The organism is Pseudomonas sp. LBUM1653 (genome assembly GCF_059716115.1).
Map to the genome: position 1 here is coordinate 5,842,632 of NZ_CP166803.1, position 22,531 is coordinate 5,865,162.

The following is a 22,531-nucleotide window of genomic DNA, read 5'->3' on the forward strand; positions in this document are numbered from 1 at the left end:
TTCCTGCCGGAGAATGGCCAGCACGAACTCTTGCACAAGGATCACCCACATGGCTGGCGAAACTTCACTGGCAACGCTGCTGCGCAGCATGAGCCCGCAACTCAACGCCGGCGAATACGTGTTCTGCACCCTGGGCGACGGCCAATTGCCTGCGGGCCTGGACATCGTCGGTAGCTTTCGCGAGCAGGAAGGCCTGACCGTGATTGTCGAACGCTCCCGCGCCGAGCAGGCGGGTTTGAGCTTCGACTATGTCGCCGCGTGGATCACCCTGAACGTGCATTCGGCCCTTGAAGCCGTCGGCCTCACCGCTGCGTTCGCCACGGCCCTGGGCCAGGCCGGGATCAGCTGCAATGTGATCGCCGGTTACTACCACGACCATTTGTTTGTCGGCCAGGCCGACGCCGAGCGCGCCCTGCAGGTACTGCGCAACCTGGCAGCCAACGCGGAGTAAAGAACATGTGGCAAAGCTATATCAACGGCCTGCTGGTGGCCTTCGGCCTGATCATGGCGATCGGCACGCAGAATGCCTTTGTACTGGCGCAAAGCCTGCGCCGCGAACATCACCTGCCGGTGGCGGCACTCTGCGTGGCCTGCGATGCCTTGCTGGTGGCCGCCGGCGTATTCGGCCTGGCGACGGTGCTGGCACAGAACCCGACCCTGTTGGCCATCGCTCGTTGGGGCGGCGCGGCTTTTCTGCTGTGGTACGGCAGTCAGGCGTTGCGTCGGGCCTGTTCCAGGCAGAGCCTGCAACAGGGTGAAAACCAGACGGTTCGTTCGTTGCGCGCGGTGATGCTCAGCGCGCTGGCGGTAACGCTGCTCAATCCGCATGTTTATCTGGATACCGTTTTGCTGATCGGCTCCCTCGGCGCACAACAGACCGAACCTGGCGCTTACGTGGTGGGCGCGGCCAGTGCTTCATTGCTGTGGTTTTTCACCCTGGCCCTGGGGGCGGCGTGGCTCGCGCCTTGGCTGGCACGGCCGAGCACCTGGCGTATTCTTGACCTGTTGGTGGCAGTGATGATGTTCGCCGTAGCATTCCAGCTGATCAGTGCTGGTTGATTTATTCCAAAAGGCTCTGGAACCTCTATTCCACACAGTTGTTGCGTGGTTATGCCGCCACCCCGGTGCTATGATCCGATTCCCTGCGCCGCAAAGAGTACAAACTCCCCGGCGCTTGTCTGGCCGCCCGTGATCGGCCTTGCGCTCACCGCAACTGACCTGATTAGGAGAATCATAATGGCTTTCGAATTGCCGCCGCTGCCGTACGCACACGATGCCCTGCAGCCGCACATTTCCAAGGAAACCCTGGAATTTCACCACGACAAGCACCACAACACCTATGTCGTGAACCTGAACAACCTGGTGCCTGGCACCGAGTTCGAAGGCAAGACCCTGGAAGAAATCGTCAAGACTTCCTCGGGCGGCATCTTCAACAACGCCGCTCAAGTGTGGAACCACACTTTCTACTGGAACTGCCTGGCGCCAAACGCTGGCGGTCAACCAACCGGCGCGCTGGCTGAAGCCATCAACGCAGCCTTCGGTTCGTTCGACAAGTTCAAGGAAGAGTTCAGCAAGACTTCCATCGGCACTTTCGGTTCCGGTTGGGGCTGGCTGGTGAAAAAGGCTGACGGTTCCCTGGGCCTGGCCAGCACCATCGGTGCCGGCAACCCGCTGACCAACGGCGACACCCCGCTGCTGACCTGCGACGTCTGGGAGCACGCTTACTACATCGACTACCGCAACCTGCGTCCGAAGTACGTCGAAGCGTTCTGGAACCTGGTCAACTGGAAGTTCGTGGCTGAGCAGTTCGAAGGCAAAACCTTCACCGCTTAAGCTCGACGTCCATTAAAAAACCCGGCTTTCATGCCGGGTTTTTTTGTGGGTGAAGAAAATGAAGGCCATAAAAAACCCGCTGACGAATCAGCGGGTTTTTTATGGCGGCGATCAAAGGATCAGAAATCCTCCAACCGCCACACTTCATAAGCCGGCGTCTCATAGGGGTGACTCTGTTTCAGAGCCGCCACCACCGAGCCAATCAACTCATCGGCCACCACAAGCTCGACCTTCCATTCCTCGACCTGCTCGACCTGCCCCGCCTCGCCAATGAACGGCTGACTGCCGTCCAGTGGACGAAACTGGCCCTGGCCCAACACCTGCCAGGCGCAGTGATCGTAAGCGCCGATCCGTCCGCCACCGGCAGCGAATACGGCACTCTTGACCACGTCGACATGACTGTCGGGAACAAAAAAGCTGAGCTTGTACACGACGCTTAGTTCACCCACACGCGAGCATTACGGAACATACGCATCCAAGGTGCGTCTTCGTTCCAGTCTTCCGAACGCCACGAGTTCTGCACGGCGCGGAACACACGCTCCGGGTGCGGCATCATGATGGTCACGCGACCGTCGCGGCTGGTCAAACCGGTGATTCCGCGCGGCGAGCCGTTCGGGTTGGCCGGGTAGCTTTCGGTGACCTTGCCGTGGTTGTCGACGAAACGCATCGCCACGCAACCGGACAGATCGGCTTCCAGCAACGCCTCTTCGCTGGCGAACTCGGCGTGACCTTCACCGTGGGCGATGGCGATCGGCATACGCGAACCGGCCATGCCTTGCAGGAAGATCGAGTTCGACTCCTGGATCTGAACCATGGCTACACGGGCTTCGAACTGCTCGGAACGGTTGCGCACAAAGTGCGGCCAGAACTCGCTGCCCGGGATCAGCTCGTGCAGGTTGGACATCATCTGGCAACCGTTGCACACGCCGAGGGTGAAGCTGTCGTTACGCTCGAAGAAGCCCTGGAACGCATCGCGGGCGCGGCTGTTGAACAGCGCCGACTTGGCCCAGCCTTCACCGGCGCCCAGTACGTCGCCGTAGGAGAAGCCGCCGCAAGCGACCAGCCCCTTGAACTCGTTCAGGTCGACACGGCCGGCCAGAATGTCGCTCATGTGCACGTCGATCGCGTTGAAACCGGCGCGGTCGAACGCTGCCGCCATTTCCACCTGGCCGTTGACGCCCTGCTCACGCAGCACGGCAACCTGTGGGCGGATGCCTTTCTTGATGTAAGGCGCGGCGATGTCCTGGTTGACGTCGTAGCTCAGCTTGACGCTCAGGCCCGGGTTGTCCTCTTCCAGCAGCACGTCGAATTCCTGATCGGCGCAGTCGGCGTTGTCACGCAGACGCTGGATCTGGTAGCTGGTCTCGGCCCACTGGCGTTGCAGCAGACGACGCTGGCCTTCGAACACGGTGTCACCGTTGAAGGTGATGCTGATCTCGCCGTTGTTGATCGGCTGACCGACTACCGACACGCAATCGCCCAAACCGGCAGCGCTGAACTGCGCGAGGATGTCCGGGGTAGCGTCCTGGCGAACCTGGATGACGGCACCCAGTTCTTCGTTGAACAGGATCGCGGCGATGTCAGCGGAAGTTTCCGCCAGGCCGTCGAGATTCAGGCTCAGGCCGCAATGGCCGGCGAAAGCCATCTCGACAACGCTGGTCAGCAGACCACCATCGGAGCGATCGTGGTAAGCCAGCAGGTGACCGTCGGCGTTGAGGCCCTGGATCACCGCAAAGAAGGCTTTGAGGTCTTCGGCGTCATCGACGTCCGGAGCTTGCGAGCCGAGCTTGCCGTGAACCTGTGCCAGGATCGAGGCGCCCATGCGGTTCTGGCCACGGCCCAGGTCGATCAGGATCAGGTCGGTGGTGCCCTTGTCCATGCGCAGTTGCGGGGTCAGGGTCTGACGGATATCAGTCACTGGCGCGAAACCGGTCACGATCAGGGACATCGGCGAAGTGACGGACTTGTCCACGCCTTCATCGTTCCAGCGCGTGGCCATGGACATCGAGTCCTTGCCCACCGGAATGGTAATGCCCAAATCAGGGCACAACTCCATGCCGACCGCTTTCACGGTGTCGTACAGACGCGCGTCTTCACCCGGGTGACCGGCAGCCGACATCCAGTTTGCCGACAGCTTGATGTCGGAGATCTTGCCGATGCGCGAAGCCGCGATGTTGGTCAGGGTTTCGCCGATGGCCATGCGGCCCGACGCCGGAGCGTCCAGCAGTGCCAGCGGAGTACGCTCGCCCATGGCCATGGCTTCACCGGTGTAGACGTCGAAGCTGGTGGCGGTGACGGCAACGTCGGCCACCGGAACCTGCCACGGGCCGACCATTTGGTCACGGGCCACGAGGCCGGTGATGGTGCGGTCGCCGATGGTGATCAGGAAGCTCTTGCTCGCGACGGCCGGGTGATGCAGGACGCGCTCGACGCAGTTGGCGATGTCCAGGGTCGACGGGTCGAAATCGTCGCCCAGCTCGTTTTCACGCACCACCGAACGGTGCATGCGCGGGGCTTTGCCCAGCAGCACTTCGAGCGGCATGTCCACCGGGCTGTTGCCGAAGTGGCTGTCGGTGACGGTCAGCTGCGGCTCGGCCGTGGCTTCGCCGACTACCGCAAACGGGCAACGCTCACGTTCGCAGATCGCCTTGAAGCGCTCGAAGTCGGCCGGGCCGACTGCCAACACGTAGCGTTCCTGGGACTCGTTGGACCAGATTTCGTGCGGGGCCATGCCCGGCTCGTCGTTTGGAATGTTGCGCAGTTCGAAACGGCCACCGCGGTCGCCGTCGTTGACCAGTTCCGGGAAGGCGTTGGACAGACCGCCCGCGCCCACGTCGTGGATGAAGCTGATCGGGTTCTTGTCACCCAGTTGCCAGCAACGGTCGATGACCTCTTGGCAGCGACGCTCCATCTCAGGGTTTTCACGCTGTACGGAGGCGAAGTCCAGGTCTGCCGAGCTGGTGCCGGTGGCCATGGAGGAAGCCGCGCCGCCGCCCAGGCCGATCAGCATCGCTGGGCCGCCGAGCACGATCAGCTTGGAGCCAACGACGATCTCGCCTTTCTTCACGTGTTCTTCACGGATGTTGCCCATGCCGCCGGCCAACATGATCGGCTTGTGGTAACCGCGCACTTCATCACCGTGCGGGGTACTGATCGACTGTTCGAAGGTACGGAAGTAGCCGGTCAGCGCCGGACGACCGAATTCGTTGTTGAACGCAGCGCCGCCCAGCGGGCCTTCGATCATGATGTCCAGCGCGGTAACGATGCGCTCGGGCTTGCCGTACGGCACTTCCCACGGCTGTTCGAAGCCCGGGATCTGCAGGTTGGATACGGTGAAACCGGTCAGGCCAGCCTTTGGCTTGGCGCCGCGACCGGTCGCGCCTTCGTCGCGAATCTCGCCACCGGAACCGGTGGACGCGCCCGGGAACGGGGCAATCGCGGTCGGGTGGTTGTGGGTCTCGACTTTCATCAGGATGTGCACCGGCTCCTGCACCGCGCCGTACTGGCGGGTCTCAGGGTCCGGGAAGAAGCGACCGGCCACGGAGCCGACGATCACCGAAGCGTTGTCCTTATAAGCCGACAGAACGCCTTCGCTGTGCATCACGTAGGTGTTCTTGATCATGCCGAACAGGCTTTTTTCCTGGCTCTCGCCGTCGATGTCCCAGCTGGCGTTGAAGATCTTGTGGCGGCAGTGCTCGGAGTTCGCCTGGGCGAACATCATCAGTTCGATGTCGTGCGGGTTGCGCTTCAAGCCGACGAAGGCGTTGACCAGGTAGTCGATCTCGTCTTCGGCCAGGGCCAGGCCCAGCTCGGTGTTGGCTTTTTCCAGCGCGGCACGGCCGCCACCCAACACGTCGATTGCAGTCAGCGGCTTGGGTTCGGCGTGGCTGAACAGGCCGGCGGCCTGTTCCAGGTTGCCCAGGACGATCTGGGTCATGCGGTCGTGCAGTGCATCGGCGATCAGCTGGGCGTCAGCATCGCTGAACTGGCCGGCGACGTAGAAAGCAATGCCGCGCTCCAGGCGCTGGATCTTGCTCAGGCCGCAGTTGCGAGCGATGTCGCTGGCCTTGCTCGACCAGGGCGAGATGGTGCCGAAACGCGGCAGCACCAGGAACAGACGACCGGTCGGCTCCTGGACAGGAACGCTTGGACCGTACTTCAGAAGGCGCGCAAGCACCTGCTGTTCGTCGCCAGTCAGGACGCCGGTAACTTCGGCGAAGTGAGCGAATTCAGCATACAGGCCACTGACAGCCGGGACCTTCTGGCTCAGTTGCTCAAGGAGCTTGCTGTGGCGAAAGGCAGAAAGGGCAGGAGCGCCGCGCAGGATCAACATCTTCGGGACAGCCTCGGGAAGGGGTGTGCTTTGAGGCCGTGCATTCTAGCCTAAACAGCCCGCGACAGCACCCGAAACGCTACGTGCGGTTGCACTCGAGCGTCGATCTGTGTTTCTGCCTCGAAAGTCAGGTTAACCGGGCGTTTAACGACAGCTTATTTTTACTGTATCAAAATGCAGAAAAGGCCCATTCCTACGGTGTTTCGGCCGGTTTTTTGATTGCTAGCAGACTACCCCATCGCTGTCGAGATATGGCGCTCGTGGTCCTTTGCGTATACTGCGCAAATGTTTTCCCCAACGGCTTTGCGTCCGCGGTACGCCAAATGGCTGATCGCAACCGGACTCTTCCTGATGCTCAGTGGCTGTGTTGATAAACCCAACACACTGGAGCGCGTAAAGGAGGATGGTGTGCTGCGGGTGGTTACCCGTAACAGCCCCGCCACCTACTTTCAGGATCGCAACGGTGAAACCGGCTTCGAATACGAGCTGGTGAAGCGCTTCGCCGACGATCTGGGGGTCGAGCTCAAGATCGAGACGGCCGACAACCTCGACGACCTGTTCAATCAGGTGGGCAAGCCCAATGGCCCGGTGCTGGCGGCCGCTGGCCTGGTCAGTAGTGAAGCACGCAAAAAGCAGGTGCGGTTTTCCCACCCCTACCTGGAAGTCACTCCGCAAATCATCTACCGCAACGGTCAGTCGCGCCCTACTGACGCGAAGGATCTGGTCGGCAAGAAGATCATGGTGCTCAAGGGCAGCACCCATGCCGAGCAGCTCGCACAGCTGAAACAGAAATTTCCCGGCATCGAATACGAAGAATCCGACGCGGTCGAGGTCGTGGATCTCCTGCGCATGGTCGACGAAGGTCAGATTGATCTGACACTGGTCGACTCCAATGAAGTCGCGATGAACCAGGTGTACTTCACCAACATCCGGGTCGCCTTCGACCTGGGTGACGCCAGCAATCAGAGTTGGGCGGTGGCGGCCGGGGTCGACAACAGCCTGCTCAACGAGATCAACGAGTACCTCGACAAGGTCAAGAAAAACGGCACCCTGCAACGCTTGAAAGACCGCTACTACGGGCACGTCGACGTACTCGGCTACATGGGCGCCACCACATTCGCCCAACACCTGCAGCAACGTCTGCCCAAGTACGAGCAGCACTTCAAGGCGTACGCCAAGAAAGAGAAAGTCGACTGGCGCCTGCTCGCGGCAGTCGGTTATCAGGAATCGTTATGGCAGCCCGCAGTGACGTCCAAGACCGGCGTGCGCGGCCTGATGATGCTGACCCAGAACACCGCGCGAGCCATGGGCGTGTCCAACCGCCTCGATCCAAAACAGAGCATCATGGGCGGCGCCAAGTACCTGGCCTACATGAAGGACCAACTGGACGACTCGATCCAGGAGCCGGATCGCACCTGGTTTGCCCTGGCCGCCTACAACGTCGGCAGCGGTCACCTCGACGACGCCCGCAAGCTGGCGGCCAAGGAAGGGTTGAATCCGGACAAATGGCTGGACGTGAAAAAAATCCTGCCGCGCCTGTCGGAGAAGAAGTGGTACAGCAAAACCCGTTACGGCTACGCCCGTGGCGGCGAGCCGGTGCATTTTGTGGCAAACATCCGTCGCTACTACGACATCCTGACCTGGGTTACACAGCCGCAGCTTGAGGGCGATCAGGTCGCCGAGGGCAACCTGCATGTGCCTGGGATCGACAAGACCAAGCCATCCCAGGAACCTGCGCCGCTCTAACGGCCTTTCCCTATCAAAACTGTGGGAGCGAGCCTGCTCGCGAATGCGGTGCATCAGTCAAAGTTCATGTCGACTGACACCCCGCTTTCGCGAGCAGGCTCGCTCCCACAAGGTTTTACATTGTTCTTCAGGCCTTGGCAGCAGCAGCCAGAATCAGCGCCTTCATCTCCGAAACAGCCGACTTGAAGCCCACGAACAGCGCATGGGCCACCAACGCATGGCCGATGTTCAATTCGTTGATGCCCTTGATCGCCGCCACCGCCTCGACGTTGTGATAGTGCAGACCGTGGCCGGCATTGACGATCAGGCCCTGGGCCAAGCCAAACGCCACACCGTCAGCGACGCGCTTGAGCTCTTCAGCCACTTCGGTCGGCGTCTCGGCATCGGCGTAACGGCCGGTGTGCAGCTCGACAGCCGGGGCACCGACACGGCGAGAAGCTTCGATCTGCCGCTCATCGGCATCGATGAACAACGACACTTCAGAGCCGATCTTCGACAGGCGCTCCACCGCGGCCTTGATCCGCGCCTCCTGCCCCGCCACGTCCAGCCCGCCTTCGGTCGTCAGCTCCTGACGGGTTTCCGGCACCAGGCAGATGTGCGCCGGGCGGATGCGCTCGGCGAACTGCATCATTTCTTCGGTGATGCCCATTTCGAAGTTCATGCGGGTTTGCAGCACGTCCTTGAGCAGCAGCACGTCGCGCTCCTGGATGTGTCGGCGGTCTTCGCGCAGGTGCACGGTGATGCCGTCAGCGCCCGCCTCTTCCGCATCCAGTGCCGCCTTGACCGGATCCGGGTAGCGAGTTCCCCGGGCCTGACGCAGGGTGGCAACGTGGTCAATGTTCACGCCAAGAAGAATGCGGGTGCTGGTGGTCACGGAAGCGCTCCAGAATAAGAAAAAGTTCGGTGCACAGCATACGGGGAGACTACGGCTTGCGAAACAGCTCGCGACTGACCAGGGGACGACCGCCCAAATGAACCGCCAGTGCCTGACGCATCAAACGCTTGGCCGCGGACAACGCACCCGGTGTGCTCCAGTCAGCTTCAGCCATGGCCAGCAGTTCGGCGCCATTGAACAACCCGGGCTGCAGCAGGTAGACGCGCTCCAGCCCCGCATCCACCTGCAAACGGTAGAGACCGTCTGGTGCAATGGGTTCGTCGTGGATATCGGCAATCAATGAAAAACCGTAGCCCAGATCATCCAGCAAGCGCCATTCGAACGAACGCAGCAACGGCTCCAGCGCTCGACCTTCGGCCAGGGCGAGCAAGGTCGCGGCATAGTGATCGAAAACCGAAGGGAAAGGGTCTTCGGCGGGCAGCAGGCGAATCAACAGCTCATTGAGATAAAGACCGCTGAACAACGCCTCACCGCTGAGCCAGGTGGCGATGCCAGCACTCTCCATGCGACCGACATTTTTCAGCTCGCCACGCCCGCGAAACTCCACCTCCAGCGGCACGAACGGCCGCGCCAGCGTCCCGGCCTTGCCCCGCGCACTGCGCAATACCGCCCGCAGCCGACCTTGCGGCGTGAGGAAGTCCACCAGGGCGCTGCTTTCGCGGTAGGCGCGGGAATGGAGGACGTAGGCGGGTTGGGGGATGGGTTGGGACATGGAACTCGCAGATCTCAATGAAGGAACGCAGTTTTACAAACAACCCAAAACCAATGTGGGAGCGAGCTTGCTCGCGATGAGGACCTGACATTCAACATTGATGTTGACTGGTAGACCGCTATCGCGAGCAAGCTCGCTCCCACAGGGTGCTTCGGTGTAACAGGAACCGATATTACAGGTCGCCGTAGCCCAGCGAGCGCAGGGCGCGTTCGTCGTCGGACCAGCCGCCCTTCACCTTGACCCACAGGTTGAGCATGATCTTGGAGTCGAACAACAGCTCCATGTCCTTGCGCGCTTCGGTGCCGATGCGCTTGATGCGCTCGCCCTTGTCGCCAATGATGATCTTCTTCTGGCCATCACGCTCGACGAGGATCAGGGCATGGATGTGCAAGGTCTTGCCCTGCTGCTTGAACTCTTCGATTTCGACGGTGATCTGGTACGGCAGCTCGGCGCCCAACTGGCGCATGATTTTTTCGCGCACCAGCTCGGCGGCGAGGAAACGGCTGCTGCGGTCGGTGATCTGGTCTTCCGGGAAGAAGTGATCGTTTTCCGGCAGGTGCTCGGCGATCACCCGCTCCAGCGCGTCGAGGTTGTGCCCGTGCTGCGCGGAGATAGGGATGATCTGCGCGTTCGGCAGCTGCTCCTGCAACCAGCTCAGGTGCGGCATCAGCTCGGCCTTGTCTTCGATGCGATCGGTCTTGTTCAGTGCCACGATCAGCGGACCGGTCACGTACTGGACGCGCTCGAGGACCATCTGGTCTTCGTCGGTCCACTTGGTGCGATCCACCACGAAGATCACCACGTCGACGTCTTTCAACGCCGCCGAAGCGGTCTTGTTCATGTAGCGGTTCAAGGCCTTTTCGCCACCCTTGTGCATACCGGGCGTATCGACGTAGATCGCCTGCACATCACCCTCGGTCTTGATGCCGAGCATGTTGTGACGGGTGGTTTGCGGCTTGCGCGAAGTGATCGCCAGCTTCTGGCCGAGGATGTGGTTGAGCAGCGTGGACTTGCCCACGTTCGGACGGCCGACGATGGCAACATAGCCACAGCGCGTTGCGTTTGTATCAGTCATTGCCATTCTCCACACCCAGGGCAATCAGTGCTGCGGCGGCCGCTACCTGTTCGGCAATACGACGGCTCACACCCTGACCTCGGCTTTTTTCATTCAAAAGGGTGATTTCACATTCGACGAAGAACGTCCGGCAATGCGGTTCACCCTGGATATCCACCACTTCGTAACGCGGCAGCTCGCAACCACGGGACTGCAGGAATTCCTGCAGGCGGGTTTTTGGATCTTTGTTGGTGTCGACCAGCGTCAGGCCTTCGAACTCTCCGGCCAGCCAGGCCAGCACGCGCTCGCGTGCCGTTTCCATGCCGGCGTCCAGGTAGATCGCGCCAATCAGCGCTTCCAGGGCATCGGCCAGAATCGACTCGCGACGAAAGCCCCCGCTTTTCAATTCACCGGAGCCCAGGCGCAGGTACTCGCCCAGATCGAAACCACGGGCCAGTACGGCCAGGGTCTCACCTTTGACCAGGCGTGCGCGCAAACGCGACAGCTGGCCTTCGCGGGCCAGCGGGAAGCGATCGAACAACGCCTCGCCGGCAACGAAGTTGAGGATGGCATCACCGAGGAATTCCAGGCGCTCGTTGTTACGCCCGGCAAAACTGCGGTGAGTCAGGGCCAGGACCATCAGTTCCTGATCCTTGAAGGTGTAGCCGAGCTGACGCTCGAGACGGCTTAAGGAGACGCTCACGGTTTACCCACGCTGAGTTCGTGGTTGGATTCCACCGCCATCGCCGGGAGTCGGCGCAGGCTTGGGACAATTAACGCTGTGTTCAAAAATAACGTCCTGAATATCGTTGTTTTCATGCATCTGACGCCGATTGTGTCGACTCCAGAAATGCATTCGGCGCTGTGTTCAACAGCGCCGTGTTTGATTACTGGATCAGGCCAACCCGCGAGAAATTCGGCAGGTGACTGAGTTTGGGTTCCGGCCAGCTCATCCAGACCGCGAAGGCCTTGCCGACGATATTCTTGTCGGGAACCATGCCCAGCAGATCCTTGGGAATGGCTGGATCATCCCAGTAGCGACTGTCGTTGGAGTTGTCGCGGTTGTCGCCCATCATGAAGTAGTGCCCGGCCGGCACGGTCCATGTACGGTCCGGCGATGCGCGGTAGCGGCTCATTTCCTTGCGGATCAGGTGCTCGGCGACACCGAGTTTTTCCTTGTAGAGCTCGGCGCTGCCCAGCGTGCCCGGCTCGGAGCCGACCAGCTTTTCGGCAATCGACTCACCATTGACGAACAGACGCTTGTCAGCGGTGTACCGCACCGTATCGCCCGGCAGCCCCACTACACGCTTGATGTAGTTGACGTTCGGATCGCTCGGATAGCGGAACACCATCACATCGCCACGCTGTGGCTCACCGATTTCGATGACTTTCTTGTCGATCACCGGCAAGCGGATCCCGTAGGAAAACTTGCTCACCAGAATGAAGTCGCCGACGTCCAGGGTCGGTTTCATCGAGCCGGACGGGATCTGGAACGGTTCCACCAGGAACGAACGCAGCACCAGCACGATGAACAACACCGGGAAGAACGACTTGCCGTATTCGACCAGCAGCGGTTCTTTGTTCAGCTTCTCGACCACCACCCCGTCAGGCTGGCTGACGCTGCCCTGATAGGAGGCGATGGCGGCACGCCGACGCGGTGCCAGGATCAACAGATCAAGCAACGCCAACAGGCCGCAGACGAACACGGCGATGACCAGCAACAGCGGGAAATTTAGCGACATAGGACCTAACTATCCAACCTGAGCACGGCAAGGAAGGCTTCCTGTGGAATTTCCACGTTGCCGACCTGCTTCATGCGTTTTTTACCGGCCTTTTGCTTTTCCAGCAGCTTTTTCTTACGGCTGACGTCACCGCCGTAGCATTTGGCCAATACGTTCTTTCTGAGCGCCTTGACGGTTGTACGCGCCACAATCTGCCCGCCAATGGCGGCCTGGATTGCCACGTCGAACATCTGCCGCGGAATCAGTTCTTTCATCTTCTCGGTCAACTGGCGACCTTTGTAGTGCGCATTGTCACGGTGCACGATCAACGCCAGCGCGTCGACCTTGTCGCCGTTGATCAGCACGTCCAGTTTCACCAGACTAGCCGATTGGTAACGATCGAAATGGTAATCCAGCGAAGCATAGCCGCGGCTGGTGGATTTCAGGCGATCGAAGAAGTCCAGGACCACTTCGTTCATCGGCAAGTCATAGGTCACTTGTACCTGGGTGCCGAGGAACAACATGTCGACCTGCACACCACGTTTTTCGATGCACAGCGTAATGACGTTACCCAGGTGCTCTTGCGGCACAAGAATGTTGGCGCGCACGATCGGCTCGCGCATGTCTTCGATGGAAGACAGGTCCGGCAACTTCGACGGGTTATCGACGTAGATCGTCTCGCCGGTCTTGAGCAGCAGCTCGAAGATTACCGTCGGCGCCGTGGTGATCAGGTCCAGGTCATACTCGCGCTCCAGGCGCTCCTGGATGATTTCCATGTGCAGCATGCCGAGGAACCCGCAGCGGAAGCCGAAGCCCAGGGCGTCGGAGCTTTCCGGGGTGTACTGCAGCGACGAATCGTTCAGGGTGAGCTTTTGCAGGGCCTCACGGAAATCTTCGAAGTCGTCGGAGCTGACCGGGAACAGGCCCGCGTATACCTGCGGCTGAATGCGCTTGAAACCTGGCAGCACATCGACGTCCGGCGTCGAGCTCAAGGTCAGGGTGTCACCCACGGGTGCACCGTGAATGTCCTTGATACCGGCGATGATGAAGCCCACTTCACCGGCTTTCAGGTCGACGGTAGCGGTGTGTTTCGGGTTGAACACACCAACGCTGTCCACCAGGTGCATCTTGCCGGTGGACTTGACCAGGATCTTGTCACCCTTCTTCACGCGACCATGGCGCACGCGCACCAGGGACACGACGCCCAGGTAGTTGTCGAACCAGGAGTCGATGATCAACGCTTGCAGCGGATCTTCGATGTTGCCGGTCGGTGCAGGAATGGTGGCGACCAGGCGTTCAAGCACTTCATCGACGCCCAGACCGGTCTTGGCAGAGCAAGTGACCGCGTCGGTGGCATCGATGCCGATGATTTTTTCGATTTCTTCTTTTACGCGGTCCGGATCGGCCTGTGGCAGGTCGATTTTGTTCAGCACCGGCATCACTTCCAGGCCCTGCTCGATCGCCGTGTAGCAGTTGGCAACCGACTGCGCTTCAACACCTTGACCGGCATCGACCACCAGCAGCGCGCCTTCACAGGCCGCCAGCGAACGGCTCACCTCATAGGTGAAGTCAACGTGACCGGGGGTATCGATGAAGTTCAGTTGGTAGTTGATACCATCGCGAGCCTTGTAATACAGGGTGACGCTGTGCGCCTTGATGGTGATCCCGCGCTCACGCTCAAGATCCATGGAATCCAGTACCTGGGCTTCCATTTCACGCTCGGCCAGGCCGCCGCACATCTGGATGAAGCGATCGGCCAGCGTCGACTTGCCATGGTCAATGTGGGCGATGATGGAGAAATTGCGGATATGACTCAAATCACTCACGGATCAACACTCAAAAAGGCTGCAGGCATAGCCCGCCGAAAAATAGCCGGGAATTGTACCTGATCCACGGCGCTAGCGTCACGTTTGCAGGCCAGACGGCCCGTACAAAAACGCCCCGGTCTTGCGACAGGGGCGTTTTTTATCAGCAGCGAAGCGAGGAACCAGCCGCCATCAACCGGCGCGACGCAACAACCAGAGCCCGGCCACGGCACACACACTGGCTGGCACGAGCACCGCGAACAGTGGCGAAAAACCGAAGACCAGGCTCGAAGGCCCGAGCAAATCCTGGGCAATACGGAAGGTGAAGCCCACCAGCACACCGGTAAACACCCGCTGACCGAGGGTCACCGAACGCAGCGGACCAAAGATGAAGGAAATCGCCATCAGCACCAGGGCAGCGGTGACCAGCGGCTGCAACACCTTGACCCAAAATGCCAGCCAGTAACGGCCATTGTTCAGCCCCTGGTCAGCCAGATAGTGGATATAGCCCCAAAGCCCCGAGATCGACAGCGATTCCGGCGCCATGACCACCGTACTCAACAATTGCGGACTCAACGCCACCTCCCAGCGCTCGACTGGAGCGGTAACCACTTCGGTGCTCTTTTCGTGGAATACCGTGGTGGTGACATCGGACAACTGCCAGTGATCCTTGTCGAACTCCGCGCGCTTGGCGAAGCTCGCCGACAGCATGTGCCGCTCCTTGTCGAAGTGATAGCGGGTCACGCCATACAGCAGGCCATTGGGTTGCACGGAGTTGACGTGGATGAATTCGTCACCCTGGCGATGCCACAGACCGTGCTTGGCGCTTTGCGCGTCGCCACTGCCCTGGGCCAGCGAACGGTTGGCCTGGGCGGTGCTTTCAGTCGCCGGCGCAACGTATTCACCAATCAGCACCCCCACCACCATCAGCACCAGCATCGGCTTCATGACCGCCCAGACGATCCGCCCGATGGACACGCCGGCAGCACGCATGATAGTCAGCTCGCTGTTGCTGGCCAGGCTGCCGAGACCGATCAGGCAACCGATCAGGGCCGCCATCGGCAGCATGTCATAGAGCCGGCGTGGCGCGGTCAGCAGCACGTAGCTCAGGACGTCGACCAGGGTGTAGGTATCGCTGGCGTCGCCCATCTCGTCGATGAACGCGAACAACGTGGCCAGGCCGAGAATGATCCCCAGTACCGCCAGGATCGCCACGAACACGCTGCTACCGATGTAGCGGTCGAGCTTAACCACGGGCCACCTCCAGCGCGCTGCGGCGACTCGCCATCTTCAAGCGCAAGGGCTCCCAGTAGAGCAGGCCCAGGCCAATGACCAGGAATATCCCGTGTACCCACCACAAGCCCAGCGCCGGTGGGATCTTGCCCTTTTCGAGGGCGCCGCGGGCGGCAATCAGGATGGTCAGGTAAGCCATATAAAGAAGGATTGCCGGCAACAGCTTGAGGAAACGCCCCTGGCGCGGGTTGACCCGCGACAGCGGCACCGCCATCAAGGTCACGATGAACACCAGCAACGGCAAGGACAGGCGCCATTGCAGCTCGGTGCGCGAACGGATGTCGTCGCTGCCAAGCAAGGAAGCCGTGGTCATGGCGTCACGGTCGGTCACTTCGTCGCTGACGTCCGGCTTGGGCAGCAGCACGCCGTATTCGTCGTACTTGATCGCCCTGTAATCGGCCTGCCCCGGATTACCGTCATAGCGGTAGCCGTTATCGAGGATCAGGTAGCGGTTGCCGTCGGGGCGGATTTCCTGCCGGCCCTTTTCGGCCACCAGCACGGAGATCCCGCGATCCTTCTTGTCGGAATTGATGTTCTTTTGCGAAATGAAGACTCCCGCCAGATTGATGCGGTCGTCGGACAACTGCTCGGTATAGGTCACCCGCGTACCGTCGCGCAGGGCCTGGAAGCGACCAGGCTCCAGGGTGTCGAATTCGGTCAGGGCATCCTGCTTGTTCAGCAACAACTGGAACTGATTGGCACCCTGTGGCGCCAGGCTCAGGCTCAACCAGGCAACGACCAGTGCAACCAGGGTGGCCGGGAACAGGGTCATGCGAAACAGGCGTTGCTGGCTCATGCCTGTGGCCGAAAGCACGGTCATTTCGCTTTCAAGGTACAGGCGGCCGTACGCCAGCAGGATCCCGAGAAAAAGGCCCAGCGGCAGGATCAACTGCAGGAATCCCGGCAGGCGAAAACCCATGATGAGGAACAGCGAGCCTGGGTCCAGTTGACCCGAGGCTGCCTGCGCGAGGTACTTGATGAAGCGTCCACTCATGATGATGACCAGCAGCACCGCACTGACGGCACTCAAGGTCAACAGGACTTCGCGGGATAGATAACGGAAGACAATCAAACCAGACACTCCAGGGTTGTCAGGCTATGGCGGCCAAACAAGCAAACACATCAGACAGCCCGCAATTCAGGGCTGCCGAAAAAAAGATGGCGCATTATCCTGTGATTGGGTGCGCCTGTCACTGCGCAATGCATTGGGGGGACTGTAGGAGCGAGCCTGCTCGCGATGGCCGTCAACGATAACGCGGGAAGTCTGAAGCCCCGCGGCGGCCTCAGGTTTTTCGCGAGCAGGCTCGCTCCTACATTGGCCGACAAAACCGCGAAGATCGTACAACCGAGGGTTGTCAGGCGCCGCTGGCGAGGTTCAAACTGCCGCCTTCGTCGCCGGTCGATCCTGGCGCCTTTCTATTTATAAGCAAGCGCTGCCCGCACCTTGTCGAGCGCTTGCGTATTGACCATCAATTCAGGGACCCGGACATGGAACTGGTTGTAAAAAGCGTCAACCCGCAAACGTTGAAAACCGCCACGCTGGTGGTTGCCGTCGGCGAAGGCCGCAAGCTCGGCGCTCTGGCCAAACAGCTCGACGAACTCAGCGCTGGCGCCATCAGTGCCGTGCTCAAGCGCGGCGACCTGGCCGGCAAGGTTGGCCAGAGCCTGTTGCTGCACAGCCTGCCGAACCTGAAAGCCGAACGCGTATTACTGGTCGGCGTGGGCAAGGATGAAGAACTGGGTGACCGCCCGTTCCGCAAAATCATCGCCGGCATCCTCAACACGCTCAAAGGCCTGGGCGGCAGCGACGCAGTGCTGGCCCTGGACGAAATCGTGATCAAGAGCCGCGACAGCTATGGCAAGACCCGCCTGCTGGCCGAAACCCTGGTGGACGGCGAATACCAGTTCGACCAGTTCAAGAGCCAGAAAGCCGAGCCGCGCGCCCTGAAGAAAATCACCCTGGTGACCATCAAGGCCGCCGAGGCTGAAGTGCAACGCGCCGTGACCCACGCCACCGCCATCGCCAACGGCATGGCCTTCACCCGCAACCTGGGCAACCTGCCGCCGAACATCTGCCACCCGACCTTCCTCGGCGAGCAAGCGAAAGACCTGGGCAAGCAATTCAAGGACCTGAAAGTCGAAGTCCTCGACGAGAAGAAGATCAAGTCCTTGGGTATGGGCTCGTTCTACGCCGTCGGCCAGGGCAGCGCCCAGCCGCCACGCCTGATCGTCATGCAATACAACGGTGGCAAGAAGTCCGAGAAGCCCTACGCCCTGGTCGGCAAGGGCATCACCTTCGACACCGGCGGCATCAGCCTCAAGCCGGGTGCCGGCATGGATGAAATGAAGTACGACATGGGTGGCGCTGCCAGCGTATTCGGCACCCTGCGCGCCGTGCTCGAACTGAAGCTGCCGATCAACCTGGTGTGCATCCTGGCTTGCGCCGAGAACATGCCGAGCGGCAACGCATCGCGCCCGGGCGACATCGTCACCACCATGAGCGGCCAGACCGTGGAAATCCTCAATACCGACGCCGAAGGCCGTCTGGTGCTGTGCGACGCCCTGACCTACTCCGAGCGTTTCAAGCCGCAAGCGGTGATCGACATCGCCACCCTGACCGGCGCCTGCGTGGTTGCACTGGGCTCCCACACCTCGGGCCTGCTGGGCAACAACGAGCAATTGATCGACCAGCTGCTGAGCGCCGGCAAGGCTGCCGACGACCGCGCCTGGCAACTGCCGCTGTTCGATGAGTACCAGGAGCAACTCGACAGCCCGTTCGCCGACATCGCCAACATCGGTGGTCCGAAAGCTGGCACCATCACGGCGGCCTGCTTCCTGTCGCGCTTCACCAAGAACCTGAACTGGGCGCACCTGGACATCGCCGGCACCGCATGGACCAGCGGCGGCAAGGACAAGGGCGCCACTGGCCGTCCGGTTCCGTTGCTGACCCAATACCTGCTGGACCGAGCCAAAGCCTGAAACCGATAACCTCGGGTGGCGTCGCTTTCGGGCGGCGCCGCTCAAGGCTCAGGAACTGCAATGACCAAAGTCGACTTCTATATCCTGCCCAGCGCCGATCCTTCGGCGCGGCTGGATTTCGCCTGCAAGCTCACCGAAAAAGCCTGGCGCATGGGCCATCGCGTCTATCTGCATTGCAGCGATGCGGCCCAGCGAGACGATCTCGATGCGCGCCTGTGGGCGTTCAAGGGTGAAAGCTTCGTGCCCCACGGCCCCGCCGAAAGCGAACCGGACAGCCTGATCGTGCTGGGCTTTGGCGATGACTGCGGTCAGCATCAGGACCTGCTGGTCAATCTCGATCTGAAAGTACCGGCCTTTGCCCAACGTTTCGCCCGCGTGGCGGAAGTGGTGGTCGAAGACCCGGTGATACGCACGGCTGCGCGGGAGAGTTTCCGTTTCTACCGCGAACAGGGCTATCCTCTGCAAGATCACCGTTTACAGCGACTCTGAGCATTCCGATGGACACTCCAAAACCGCTGCAACAATCCGCGCACCTGCTGGACGACCTCGAGTCGATCCGCCAACTGCTCGGCGATGACAACCTGCAACCCCCTCTGCTGACCGACACGGTCGAAGAAGGTGATCAGGAACAGATACCGATGCTGTTCGACACCGTCAGCGAACCCTCGCCGACCGTCGAGCCAACACCGCCCAAGCCCGCCGCCGAGCCCGCGCCGAGCACCAACCAGAACGCCGACGCGTTGCTTTACCTGGACAGCGAACTGCGCGCCGCCGCGCAATTGATCATGCAAGACGTGATCGACGACTTCGCGCCGCACATCGAAACCGAAATCAAACGCCGCCTCAGCGCGCGGATGGAACGGTTGCTGAGCCAGTACAACGACTGAACCAACCAGCAGGACAGAGCCCTTGTGGTGAGAGGGGGATTCTGTGGCGAGGGGATTTATCCCCGCTCGGCTGCGCAGCAGTCGTTAATGCGTATTGCGACTGAAATGCCGGGGCCGCTTCGCAGCCCAACGGGGCGGTGCGACGTTTCGATAAATCCCCTCGCCACAAGTCCGCACCTGCTCGCCCTGCGCCCCATGCCCCGCTATACTTGCCGGCTTTTCCTGAACAAATGCCAATAGGGTCCCGCCGCGCATGGATAAGACCTACCAGCCGCACGCCATTGAAACTTCCTGGTACAACACCTGGGAGTCAGAGAATTACTTCGCCCCGCAAGGCGCGGGCGAGTCCTACACCATCATGATCCCGCCGCCGAACGTCACCGGCAGCCTGCACATGGGGCACGGCTTCAACAACGCGATCATGGACGCCCTGATCCGCTTCCGCCGCATGCAGGGTCGTAACACCCTGTGGCAACCGGGTACCGACCACGCCGGTATCGCCACGCAGATGCTGGTGGAGCGTCAACTCGAAGCCCAGGGCCAGAATCGCCACGACCTGGGCCGCGACAAGTTCCTCGAGAAAGTCTGGGAATGGAAGGATCAGTCCGGCGGCAACATCAGCCGTCAGATCCGCCGCCTCGGCTCGTCCGTGGACTGGAGCCGTGAGCGCTTCACCATGGACGACGGTCTCTCGGAAGCCGTGAAAGAAGCATTCGTGCGCCTGCACGAAGACGGCCTGATCTACCGCGGCAAGCGCCTGGTCAACTGGGACACCAAGCTGCACACGGCCATTTCCGATCTTGAAGTGGAAAACCACGACGAGAAAGGTTTCCTGTGGAACCTGAAGTACCCGCTGGCAGACGGCGCCAAGACCGCTGAAGGCAACGCCTTCCTGATCGTCGCGACCACCCGTCCGGAAACCATGCTCGGCGACTCCGCCGTCGCGGTTAACCCGAACGATGAGCGCTACAAAGCCCTGATCGGCAAATTTGTCGAGCTGCCGCTGGTCGGCCGCCGCATCCCGATCATCGCCGACGATTACTGCGATCCTGAATTCGGCACCGGTTGCGTGAAAATCACCCCGGCCCACGATTTCAATGACTACGAAGTCGGCAAGCGCCACAACCTGCCGCTGCTGAACATCTTCGACAAGAACGCCAATGTCCTGCCTGCCGTTCAGGCGTTCAACCTCGATGGCACCCTGAATGAAACGATCGACGGCAACATCCCGGCTGAATATGCCGGCCTGGACCGTTTCGAAGCGCGCAAACAGATCGTTGCGGCGTTCGAAGCCGCGGGCCTGTTGGTCAGCGTCGACGATCACGCCCTGAAAGTGCCGAAAGGCGATCGCTCCGGCACCATCATCGAGCCGTGGCTGACCGACCAGTGGTACGTGTCTACCAAGCCATTGGCCGAACCTGCGATTGCCGCCGTTGAAGACGGTCGCATCCAGTTCGTGCCGAAACAATACGAAAACATGTACTTCTCGTGGATGCGTGACATCCAGGACTGGTGCATCAGCCGCCAGCTGTGGTGGGGCCACCGGATTCCGGCCTGGTACGACGAGTCGGGCAAAGTCTACGTCGGTCGCGACGAAGCCGAAGTGCGCGCCAAGCACAACCTCGGCCCGGACATCGCGCTGCAACAGGACAACGACGTACTCGACACCTGGTTCAGCTCGGGCCTGTGGACCTTCTCCACCCTTGGCTGGCCGGAACAGACCGAGCTCCTGAAGAAATTCCACTCCACCGACGTCCTGGTCACCGGCTTCGACATCATTTTCTTCTGGGTTGCCCGGATGATCATGCTCACCATGCATTTGGTGAAGAATGAAGACGGCACACCGCAGGTGCCGTTCAAGACCGTGTACGTGCACGGTCTGGTGCGTGATGGCCAGGGCCAGAAGATGTCCAAGTCCAAGGGCAACGTCCTTGACCCGCTGGACATCATCGACGGTATCGAACTGGAAGAGCTGGTGCAGAAACGCACTTCCGGCCTGATGCAGCCGAAACTGGCGAAGAAGATCGAGAAGCAGACCCGCGACGAGTTCGCCGAGGGTATCGCCAGCTACGGCACCGACGCCTTGCGCTTCACCTTCTGCTCGCTGGCTTCCACCGGTCGCGACATCAAGTTCGACATGGGCCGCGTCGAAGGCTATCGCAACTTCTGCAACAAGATCTGGAACGCCGCGCGCTACGTGCTGGACAAGGGCGAAGACTGCGGTCAGAACGGCGAAGCCTACGAGCTGTCGCTGGCCGATCGCTGGATCATTTCGCAGCTGCAACGTACCGAAGCCGAAGTGACTCGTCAGCTCGACCAGTTCCGTTTCGACCTGGCCGCGCAAGCCTTGTACGAGTTCATCTGGAACCAGTATTGCGACTGGTACCTGGAACTGTCCAAGCCAGTGCTGTGGGACGAAAACGCACCGGTCGAACGTCAGCGCGGCACCCGTCGCACCCTGGTTCGCGTGCTCGAAGTGGCCCTGCGCCTGGCGCACCCGTTCATGCCGTTCATCACCGAAGAAATCTGGCAGCGCCTCGCGCCGCTGGCCGGTATCGAAGGCAAGACGATCATGCTGCAACCTTGGCCAGTGGCCAATGAAGCACGCATCGATCAGGCCGCCGAAGACGACATCGAATGGCTCAAGGGCCTGATGCTTGGCACCCGCAACATCCGTGGCGAAATGAACATCGGCCCGGGCAAACCGCTGCCGCTGTTCCTGAAGAACGTCGGTGCGGAAGATCAGCGTCGCCTGACCGAGAACGAAGCGTTGCTGAAGAAGCTGGCACGCCTGGAATCGATCACCGTGCTGGCCGCCGGCGAAGAGGCACCGCTGTCCGCCACCGCACTGGTCGGCGAGATGGAAGTGCTGGTGCCGATGGCCGGCCTGATCGACAAAGGTTCCGAGCTTGCGCGCCTGGACAAGGAAATCCAGCGTCTGCAAGGCGAAGTGCAACGCGTCGGCGGCAAGCTGTCCAACGCCGGGTTCGTTGACAAGGCCCCGGCCGAAGTCATCGACAAGGAACGCGCCAAACTGGCTGAAGCCGAACAGGCTCTGGGCAAGTTGGCCGAGCAGCATGCGCGGATTGCCAGTTTGTAAGGGCGAACCGCAATAAAAAGGGAGGCCCGCAACGGCCTCCCTTTTTTGTGCCCGCCCCATTCCCCAAACACCACATATCCCCTGTAGGAGCTGCCGCAGGCTGCGATCTTTTGATTTTAAAAATCCAGATCAAAAGATCGCAGCCTCGTTCCCCTCGGCAGCTCCTACAGGGG

General features: G+C 60.8%; 18 protein-coding genes. 8 read left to right on the plus strand and 10 right to left on the minus strand.

What is annotated here, in order from left to right:
- Positions 1-49 precede the first annotated feature (49 nt).
- From ACA054_RS26350 to ACA054_RS26360, 3 genes are all read left to right on the plus strand, one after another.
- Entirely contained in the window at positions 50-451 is a 402-nt protein-coding gene (locus ACA054_RS26350; protein WP_497686842.1) for an ACT domain-containing protein, read from the plus strand.
- 5 nt (positions 452-456) lie between these two features.
- Positions 457-1,059: a LysE/ArgO family amino acid transporter gene (locus ACA054_RS26355; protein WP_497686843.1), complete on the plus strand. Its 603-nt coding sequence runs from the start codon at positions 457-459 to the stop codon at positions 1,057-1,059.
- 177 nt (positions 1,060-1,236) lie between these two features.
- On the plus strand, positions 1,237-1,833 hold the full coding sequence (locus ACA054_RS26360; RefSeq protein ID WP_008052532.1) for a superoxide dismutase: 597 nt from the start codon (positions 1,237-1,239) through the stop codon (positions 1,831-1,833).
- A 119-nt stretch (positions 1,834-1,952) separates the two neighbouring features.
- Here ACA054_RS26360 and ACA054_RS26365 read toward each other — a convergent pair whose 3' ends face one another.
- Both ACA054_RS26365 and purL read right to left on the minus strand, forming a co-directional pair.
- Positions 1,953-2,264: an NGG1p interacting factor NIF3 gene (locus ACA054_RS26365; RefSeq protein ID WP_497686844.1), complete on the minus strand. Its 312-nt coding sequence runs from the start codon at positions 2,262-2,264 to the stop codon at positions 1,953-1,955.
- Positions 2,265-2,269: 5 nt separating this feature from the next.
- Positions 2,270-6,166 carry a phosphoribosylformylglycinamidine synthase gene (gene purL, locus ACA054_RS26370; RefSeq protein ID WP_497686845.1) on the minus strand — a complete coding sequence of 1,299 codons (3,897 nt, stop codon included), beginning with the start codon at positions 6,164-6,166 and terminating at the stop codon, positions 2,270-2,272.
- A 285-nt stretch (positions 6,167-6,451) separates the two neighbouring features.
- Between purL and mltF the strand changes: the two genes are divergently transcribed.
- Entirely contained in the window at positions 6,452-7,912 is a 1,461-nt protein-coding gene (gene mltF, locus ACA054_RS26375) for a membrane-bound lytic murein transglycosylase MltF (RefSeq protein WP_497686846.1), read from the plus strand.
- Positions 7,913-8,039: 127 nt separating this feature from the next.
- Here the strand turns inward: mltF and pdxJ are convergent, their stop codons facing one another.
- The 8 genes from pdxJ to lptF form a co-directional block, all read right to left on the minus strand.
- Entirely contained in the window at positions 8,040-8,786 is a 747-nt protein-coding gene (pdxJ, locus tag ACA054_RS26380) for a pyridoxine 5'-phosphate synthase (protein ID WP_497686847.1), read from the minus strand.
- Between the two features lie 49 nt (positions 8,787-8,835).
- Positions 8,836-9,519: a DNA repair protein RecO gene (recO, locus tag ACA054_RS26385; RefSeq protein ID WP_497686848.1), complete on the minus strand. Its 684-nt coding sequence runs from the start codon at positions 9,517-9,519 to the stop codon at positions 8,836-8,838.
- Positions 9,520-9,691: 172 nt separating this feature from the next.
- Positions 9,692-10,594 (minus strand): GTPase Era, encoded by a 903-nt coding sequence (gene era / locus ACA054_RS26390; RefSeq protein ID WP_497686849.1) that lies wholly within the window; start codon positions 10,592-10,594, stop codon positions 9,692-9,694.
- Positions 10,587-11,276 (minus strand): ribonuclease III, encoded by a 690-nt coding sequence (gene rnc / locus ACA054_RS26395; protein ID WP_497636390.1) that lies wholly within the window; start codon positions 11,274-11,276, stop codon positions 10,587-10,589. Before rnc ends, era begins: the two co-directional genes overlap by 8 nt.
- 184 nt (positions 11,277-11,460) lie before the next feature.
- Complete coding sequence (lepB, locus tag ACA054_RS26400) at positions 11,461-12,315, minus strand: signal peptidase I (RefSeq protein ID WP_497686850.1); 855 nt, start codon at positions 12,313-12,315, stop codon at positions 11,461-11,463.
- A gap of 5 nt (positions 12,316-12,320) precedes the next feature.
- Positions 12,321-14,120: a translation elongation factor 4 gene (lepA, locus tag ACA054_RS26405; RefSeq protein ID WP_497686851.1), complete on the minus strand. Its 1,800-nt coding sequence runs from the start codon at positions 14,118-14,120 to the stop codon at positions 12,321-12,323.
- Between the two features lie 171 nt (positions 14,121-14,291).
- On the minus strand, positions 14,292-15,353 hold the full coding sequence (gene lptG, locus ACA054_RS26410; protein ID WP_497686852.1) for an LPS export ABC transporter permease LptG: 1,062 nt from the start codon (positions 15,351-15,353) through the stop codon (positions 14,292-14,294).
- Positions 15,346-16,464 (minus strand): LPS export ABC transporter permease LptF, encoded by a 1,119-nt coding sequence (gene lptF, locus ACA054_RS26415; protein WP_497686853.1) that lies wholly within the window; start codon positions 16,462-16,464, stop codon positions 15,346-15,348. Before lptF ends, lptG begins: the two co-directional genes overlap by 8 nt.
- A gap of 416 nt (positions 16,465-16,880) precedes the next feature.
- Between lptF and ACA054_RS26420 the strand changes: the two genes are divergently transcribed.
- From ACA054_RS26420 to ACA054_RS26435, 4 genes are all read left to right on the plus strand, one after another.
- The gene (locus tag ACA054_RS26420) at positions 16,881-18,371 is read left to right on the plus strand and encodes a leucyl aminopeptidase (RefSeq protein ID WP_497686854.1); all 1,491 of its coding nucleotides are present in this window, start codon (positions 16,881-16,883) and stop codon (positions 18,369-18,371) included.
- A 60-nt stretch (positions 18,372-18,431) separates the two neighbouring features.
- A complete protein-coding gene (locus tag ACA054_RS26425) occupies positions 18,432-18,860 on the plus strand; it encodes a DNA polymerase III subunit chi (protein WP_272603421.1) in 429 nt (142 codons plus the stop codon).
- Positions 18,861-18,868: 8 nt separating this feature from the next.
- Positions 18,869-19,258, plus strand: coding sequence for a DNA polymerase III subunit chi (locus ACA054_RS26430; RefSeq protein ID WP_497686855.1), 390 nt, complete (start codon positions 18,869-18,871; stop codon positions 19,256-19,258).
- A gap of 253 nt (positions 19,259-19,511) precedes the next feature.
- Positions 19,512-22,358, plus strand: a complete 2,847-nt coding sequence (locus ACA054_RS26435) for a valine--tRNA ligase (RefSeq protein WP_497686856.1) — start codon at positions 19,512-19,514, stop codon at positions 22,356-22,358.
- The last annotated feature ends 173 nt before the right edge of the window (positions 22,359-22,531 follow it).

Coding starts and splice junctions, on each gene's coding strand:
- ACA054_RS26350 (WP_497686842.1), top strand. CDS start 50: ATGGCTGGCGAAACTTCACTGGCAACGCTGCTGCGCAGCATGAGCCCG.
- ACA054_RS26355 (WP_497686843.1), top strand. CDS start 457: ATGTGGCAAAGCTATATCAACGGCCTGCTGGTGGCCTTCGGCCTGATC.
- ACA054_RS26360 (WP_008052532.1), top strand. CDS start 1,237: ATGGCTTTCGAATTGCCGCCGCTGCCGTACGCACACGATGCCCTGCAG.
- purL (WP_497686845.1), bottom strand. CDS start 6,166: ATGTTGATCCTGCGCGGCGCTCCTGCCCTTTCTGCCTTTCGCCACAGC.
- mltF (WP_497686846.1), top strand. CDS start 6,452: ATGTTTTCCCCAACGGCTTTGCGTCCGCGGTACGCCAAATGGCTGATC.
- recO (WP_497686848.1), bottom strand. CDS start 9,519: ATGTCCCAACCCATCCCCCAACCCGCCTACGTCCTCCATTCCCGCGCC.
- era (WP_497686849.1), bottom strand. CDS start 10,594: ATGACTGATACAAACGCAACGCGCTGTGGCTATGTTGCCATCGTCGGC.
- lepB (WP_497686850.1), bottom strand. CDS start 12,315: ATGTCGCTAAATTTCCCGCTGTTGCTGGTCATCGCCGTGTTCGTCTGC.
- ACA054_RS26420 (WP_497686854.1), top strand. CDS start 16,881: ATGGAACTGGTTGTAAAAAGCGTCAACCCGCAAACGTTGAAAACCGCC.
- ACA054_RS26425 (WP_272603421.1), top strand. CDS start 18,432: ATGACCAAAGTCGACTTCTATATCCTGCCCAGCGCCGATCCTTCGGCG.
- ACA054_RS26430 (WP_497686855.1), top strand. CDS start 18,869: ATGGACACTCCAAAACCGCTGCAACAATCCGCGCACCTGCTGGACGAC.
- ACA054_RS26435 (WP_497686856.1), top strand. CDS start 19,512: ATGGATAAGACCTACCAGCCGCACGCCATTGAAACTTCCTGGTACAAC.